The sequence below is a fragment of the Halomonas sp. genome, assembly GCF_041689495.1.
Lineage (GTDB): Bacteria > Pseudomonadota > Gammaproteobacteria > Pseudomonadales > Halomonadaceae > Halomonas.
The window spans coordinates 1-4,964 of sequence record NZ_JBDNGD010000212.1 but is presented as its reverse complement, the minus strand read 5'-3'; the positions used below and the strand labels follow the sequence as shown (position 1 = coordinate 4,964).

At 66.4% G+C, this 4,964-nt stretch carries 4 protein-coding genes; 3 read left to right on the top strand and 1 reads right to left on the bottom strand.

What is annotated here, in order from left to right; translation table 11 throughout:
• On the bottom strand, window positions 1-911 hold a 911-nt coding region (locus ACESMD_RS07585), incomplete at its 3' end, for a GNAT family N-acetyltransferase (RefSeq protein ID WP_372611862.1).
• A 125-nt stretch (window positions 912-1,036) separates the two neighbouring features.
• Here ACESMD_RS07585 and ACESMD_RS07580 point away from each other — a divergent pair.
• From ACESMD_RS07580 to ACESMD_RS07570, 3 genes are all read left to right on the top strand, one after another.
• Complete coding sequence (locus ACESMD_RS07580; RefSeq protein ID WP_372611860.1) at window positions 1,037-2,431, top strand: coniferyl aldehyde dehydrogenase; 1,395 nt, start codon at window positions 1,037-1,039, stop codon at window positions 2,429-2,431.
• Window positions 2,432-2,632: 201 nt separating this feature from the next.
• Window positions 2,633-4,519 carry a phosphogluconate dehydratase gene (gene edd, locus ACESMD_RS07575; RefSeq protein ID WP_372611858.1) on the top strand — a complete coding sequence of 629 codons (1,887 nt, stop codon included), beginning with the start codon at window positions 2,633-2,635 and terminating at the stop codon, window positions 4,517-4,519.
• An 89-nt stretch (window positions 4,520-4,608) separates the two neighbouring features.
• Window positions 4,609-4,964 (top strand): glucokinase (locus ACESMD_RS07570; RefSeq protein WP_372611856.1); only part of this gene is annotated, 356 nt, incomplete at its 3' end.

The window sequence follows — 4,964 nt, the reverse complement described above, 5'->3', positions numbered from 1 at the left end:
TGGTAGTAGCAGGCCTCGAAGTGCAGGCAGTCGGCGAGCACCTCGCTGCCCCAGTAGCGGCCATAGAGGGTGCGTGCGCCCTGCAGGCAGAGCGCCGCGGCGACCGGTCGTCCGTTGAGCCGCGCCTGGATCAGCAGCAGGGTCTCGGGCAGGGTGGCGCGCAGGCGCTCGAAGAATTCCAGGTTGAGATAGCCATGGCGGCCGCGCTCGAGGTAGGTGATCTCGTAACAGCGGAAGAAGTGCGCCATGGCGTCCTTGTCGATGGCCTCGCCCTGGAGCCGATGAAGCGTCAGCCCCTGGTCGGCGACGAGGCGCCGCTCACGACGGATCGTCTTGCGCCGCTTCGAGGTCATGGCGGCAAGGAAGCCCTCGAAGTCGCCATAGTGTTGGTCGCGCCACTGGAACTGCACGCCATGGCGTATCAGCAGCGAGGGACGCGCCTCATGCCAGGCCACGACTTCGTCATCCTCGGCGAACAGCAGGTGCCAGCTGGAGACGTCAGCATCCTCCCAGGCCTCTGCCAGAACCCTCATCGCCTCTCGGGTGTCGATGGCCGCTGCCAGGGCCAGCCGGGGGCCCGGTACCGGCGTATAGGGGATGGCGCTGAGCCCCTTGGGATAATAGCGTCCACCGGCACGTTCCCAGGCGTCGGCCCAGGCCCAGTCGAAGACGTATTCGCCGTAGGAATGATGCTTGTGATAGTGGGGCAGGACACCGACCAGGGCATTATCCTGCCATAGCGTCAGGTGACGCGGCACCCAGCCGGTGGCCGGTCTCACCGAGTTGCTGGCTTCCAGGGCGTGGAGGAACTCGTGGCGCAGGAAGGGATAGTCGTCACCCACCAGGGCATTCCATTCCTCGGCCGCCACGGCGTCGATGGCGGGCAATTCCCTCAGGAGCAGTGCTGACATCGAGTCTCCCCGGTTAAGAAAAAAGACGGCGGCTGACAAGCCACCGACATTGGCCCACCATTGTGCCCAGACCCTTCCCGCCGGTGCCACCACGAGTCGGCCTTCCCCTTGTCAAGGAGATGCTCATGGCCAATGCCAGTGAATTGCAGACGAGGCTGGACGCCCAGAGAGCGGCCTTCAATGCCGAGCCCTATCCGTCGGTGACGACGCGCCGCCAGCGTCTGGCACGCCTGGCCGACCTGACGCAGCGGCATCGCGCCGAGATCATCGCCGCCATCGACCGCGACTTCGGCCACCGGGCCACGGCCGAGACTCGCCTAGCCGAGATCGCCACCCTGCTTCAAGCGATCCGCTATGCCCGCCGCCATCTGAAGCGCTGGATGCGTCCGAAACGTGCCCCGGTGCCCTTTCGTTTCTGGCCCGGTCGCGCCCGCGTCCATGTCCAGCCCCTGGGCGTGATCGGCATCGTCTCGCCCTTCAACTATCCCTGGAACCTGGCCATGCTGCCGGCGGTGGATGCCCTGGCCGCCGGTAACCGGGTGATGATCAAGCCCAGCGACGACACCCCGGCCACCAGCGAGTTGATGGCCGACCTGGTATCCCGCTATTTCGCCCCCGAGGAGGTCTGGGTCGCCACCGGCGACGTCGAGACCGCACGGGCCTTCAGCGCCCTGCCCTTCGACCATCTGCTGTTCACCGGCAGCGCCCGGATCGGCCGCGAGGTGGCCCGTGCCGCCGCGGAGCACCTGACACCGATCACCCTGGAACTCGGCGGCAAGTCACCCGCCATCGTCGCCGAGGATGCCGACCTGGACCACGCCGCCCGGCGCATCGCCTTCGGAAAATGGTTCAACGCCGGCCAGACCTGCATCGCCCCGGATCATGTCCTGATCGATGAGCCACGGCTGGGTGCCTTCATCGACGCCATCGGCAAGACGGTCGGCCACTTCTACCCCGAGGGCGTGGCCAGCGACGACATGACCGCGATCCTCGGCGATCGAAACAGGGTCCGACTCGAGGCGATGCTCGACGAGGCCCGTGACCATGGCTGCCGGGTGATCCCCCTGGGCGAGCCGCTGGCCGGCGAGAATATCCACAAGCTGCCGCCGACCCTGATCATCGACCCGCACCGGGGCCTTGCCTTGATGCAGGACGAGATCTTCGGTCCCTGGCTGCCGATCATCGGCGTGCCTGACCTGGACCACGCCCTGGCTCGCGTCAATGCCGGCCCTCGCCCCCTGGCGCTCTATGCCTTCACCAACGACCCGGAGAACCGCCGGCGGATCCTTCAGGAAACCCATTCCGGTGGTGTGGTCTTCAATGACACCCTGTGGCACAACGCCGTGCCCGCCCTGCCCTTCGGGGGTGTGGGCGAAAGCGGTATGGGGGCCTACCATGGAGAGACCGGTTTTTTGCGCTTCAGCCACCAGCGCGGTGTCTTCCTGCAGGCCAGGCGCAATGTCGTGGGGCTGCTCGACCCGCCGTATCGCAAGTGGCTGCTGCGGCTACTGGGGCTCTGATCGCAGGCCGGAAAAGTCGGAGGCGCATCGGGCATGGTCCACCCGGTGCGCTGGCGCTTACCGGGCCTGCGTGGCTTTCTATCGGTAATAAAACTACAATTCAAGCCAATACTTCCCTAGAATGGCGGCAATATCGCGAGTATTTTTGGTAAAGTTACATACCAAGGTTGCATAAAAGCCACGTCGAACATGAGGTGCCCCATGGCCAGCACGACCCCCACGCTCAATACCACCGTCGCTGAGGTCACGCGCCGTATCCGCGAGCGCTCCGCCGAGCGCCGCGCCCTCTACGAGAGCCGCATGGCCGACCAGCACAAGCGAGGCGTGCATCGCGGCGAGCTTTCCTGCGGCAACCTGGCCCACGGTTTCGCCGCCTGCGGCGAGACGGACAAGAACGCACTCAAGCTGATGAACTCGGCCAACCTGGGGATCATCTCGGCTTACAACGACATGCTCTCGGCCCACCAACCGCTGGAGACCTTCCCGGCCACCATCAAGGCGGCGGCCCGGGACATGGGCTCCACCGCCCAGTTCGCCGGCGGCGTGCCGGCCATGTGCGACGGCGTCACCCAGGGCCAGCCGGGCATGGAACTGTCGCTGTTCTCCCGCGACGTCATCGCCATGGCCGCGGCCGTGGGGCTCTCCCACAACATGTTCGATGCCGCCCTCTACCTGGGGGTGTGCGACAAGATCGTCCCGGGGCTGTTCATCGCCGCGGCCCGCTTCGGCCACCTGCCGGCGACCTTTGTGCCCGCCGGCCCCATGCCCAGCGGCCTGCTCAACAAGGAGAAGGCGCGGATCCGCCAGCTGTTCGCGGAGGGCAAGGCCAGCCGCGAGGACCTGCTGGAGGCTGAATCCCAGTCCTACCACAGCCCCGGCACCTGCACCTTCTATGGCACCGCCAACTCCAACCAGCTGATGATGGAGATGATGGGCCTGCACCTGCCGGGTACGTCCTTCGTCAATCCGGGCACCGAGATGCGCGAGGCGCTGACCCGCTTTGCCACCGAGCAGACGATCCGCAATACCGAGTCCGGGGGCGACTACCGCCCCTTCTACAAGCAGATCGACGAGCGCGCCATCGTCAACGCCATCGTCGGCCTGCTGGCCTCCGGCGGCTCCACCAACCATACCCTGCACCTGGTGGCCATGGCCGCCGCGGCGGGGCTGACCATCACCTGGGAGGACTTCACCGACCTCTCCGCGGTGACGCCGAGCCTGATGCAGGTCTATCCCAACGGCCAGGCCGACATCAACCACTTCCAGGCCGCTGGCGGCATGAGCTATCTGTTCCGCGAGCTGCTGGGTGCCGGGCTACTGCATGGTGACATTCCCACGATCTTCGGCACCGACCTCACCGCCTACACCCGCGAGCCCTTCCTCGAGGACGGCAAGCTGGTATGGCGGGAGGGCCCCGAGACCAGCCTCGACAAGGACGTGCTGCGCGGTGTGGCCGCTCCCTTCGCCCCCACCGGCGGGCTCACCGTGCTCGACGGCAACCTGGGCCGCGGCGTGATCAAGGTCTCGGCGGTCAAGCCCGAGCATCGCGTCGTCGAGGCACCGGTGTATATCTTCGAGGACCAGAACGATCTCAAGGGCGCCTTCGAGGCCGGCGAGCTGGACCGCGACGTCATCGCCGTGGTGCGCTTCCAGGGCCCCAAGGCCAACGGCATGCCCGAGCTGCACAAGCTGACGCCGTATCTCGGCGTGCTGCAGGACCGCGGCTACAGAGTTGCCCTCGTCACCGACGGTCGCATGTCCGGTGCCTCGGGCAAGGTGCCGGCCGCCATCCACATCAGCCCCGAGGCCCTGGACGGCGGCCCGCTGGCCAAGCTCAAGAATGGCGACATCGTGCGACTGGATGCCGACAAGGGCCGCCTCGAGGTCAAGATCGACGCCCATACCTGGGCCGAACGCGAGCTGCGGGTCGGCAACCTCGATCACTTCCATGTCGGCCTGGGCCGTGAGCTCTTCGTTGGCTTTCGTCACCTGGCCATGCGCGGTGAGGAAGGCGGTAGCGTGTTCGGCGGCTTCGAAGCCGACGACCTGGCCCGCCAGGAGGGCCAGATTCACGACGAGGACGCCTGAATGACTCGCCCGGCCCTGATTGGAAGCCATTATGGAGAGCGGCGGCACCCAGCCCCTCGTCCGCGACAGCTGGAAGAGGCGAGTTGACGATGACCCGACCCGCGTTGATCGGCGATATCGGGGGCACAAACGCCCGCTTTGCGCTGGTGACGCCGGGCGCCTTCGAGCCCCATGACATCCTTAGCCTGCCCTGCGCCGACTACCCGGGGCTGCTGGAGGCCGTGCAGGATTATTTGTCGAGGGTCGGGCTATCGAGAGTCGGGCTATCGAGAGCCGGTCAGGAGAGCGACGACATTCCCCGCGAGGCCTGCCTGGCTGTCGCCTGCCCGATCCGCGGCGACCGAGTGACCATGACCAACAACCACTGGTCGTTTTCCCGGAACGAGATCTGCGACGCCCTGGGGTTGTCGCTGTTCAAGGTGATCAACGACTTCACCGCCCAGGC

Excerpts from the sequence above, each read along its gene's own strand:
- edd (WP_372611858.1), top strand. The coding sequence starts at position 2,633 with ATGGCCAGCACGACCCCCACGCTCAATACCACCGTCGCTGAGGTCACG.
- ACESMD_RS07580 (WP_372611860.1), top strand. The coding sequence starts at position 1,037 with ATGGCCAATGCCAGTGAATTGCAGACGAGGCTGGACGCCCAGAGAGCG.